The organism is Flavobacterium bomense, from assembly GCF_003970355.1.
Genome location: NZ_RYDJ01000253.1, coordinates 1 through 1,079, shown reverse-complemented (window position 1 = coordinate 1,079; position 1,079 = coordinate 1). Strand labels below are relative to the sequence as shown.

Genomic DNA, 1,079 nt, shown 5'->3' with positions numbered 1-1,079 from the left:
TTCAACCAAGCGTTTTGAACGTGTTTTGATGTTCCTGATATCTGACTGCCTACCATTGCAGGATTGTTCTCGTCTTTGGTAACTTTACCTTCTGTAAAAGCATAATTGATTACTACGTCAAGATTTTTGAAAATTTCACCTCTAATATCTGCTTCAAATCCTTTTACTTTTTGTTGTCCACTTTGTATGTTGAATTGTTGTGCGCCAGTAGAATGTTCAGGGTCAGGAGTAAGGATGTTGTTGTTTGTTATTTGATAAACGGCAAATACCGAATTCCATTTTCCATTCATCCAGTCTCTTTTGAACCCAAATTCAAGATTAGTTCCTGTTTGAGGATCAAAACTTTTTCCTTGCCAATCGGTTCCATAGTTTTCGTTAAATGATTCATCTCTCAAGAAATAAGCCGATGTGTTTTTGTTGATGGAATAACTCAAACCAAGTCGAGGCGTGAATTTACTGTCTTTGAAATCTCCCGAATATACGTTGGCTGTTTTCAAGGTGGTGTATCTCCCCGCCAATGTCAAACGAAGTTTATTATCCATAAATCCAAGTTCATCTTGAATATAAAAAGCATTGTAACTATTCTTGTATTGTAGTCCTCTTACTTTAATATCGATACTTCTATCAAAAACTGGCATAGCCGATGCCGAAACAGTTCCGTACACAGGATTGTAGATGTCAAGGTCGGTTAGTAAAGCACTTTGAGTCCAATCATAATAATTGATTTTGTCACTTAGATCAATACCAGCGAGTATTTTATGATTGACAGCACCTGTTTTTTCTTCTCCGTTTACAAAGAATTGTCCTGTTTTTGCTACTGCATAATCTTCTGAAAGATAAACGCGTCTTTTCATAATATTTTCGTCAACACCTGTTATGGTATCCGGCCACATCGACATTCCTACTTGGGTGTAGTTGAAGTAAGAAGCTTGTCCGGTAAATTTCCAATTGTCACTTATTTTGTGATCTAAAATGGCAAGAAAACTTTTGTCATTCATATTCGTTGGAGCAAAATTTGCTTCGCCAGTCGTAAAGTCTCTTGGTAAATCGGCATATCCCTTTTTAGAAAAAACATAGTT

1 protein-coding gene is annotated in these 1,079 nt (G+C 36.3%); it reads right to left on the bottom strand.

The window, feature by feature from the left end:
- On the bottom strand, nucleotides 1-1,079 hold a 1,079-nt coding region (locus EKL98_RS17120; protein ID WP_126563249.1), incomplete at both ends, for a TonB-dependent siderophore receptor.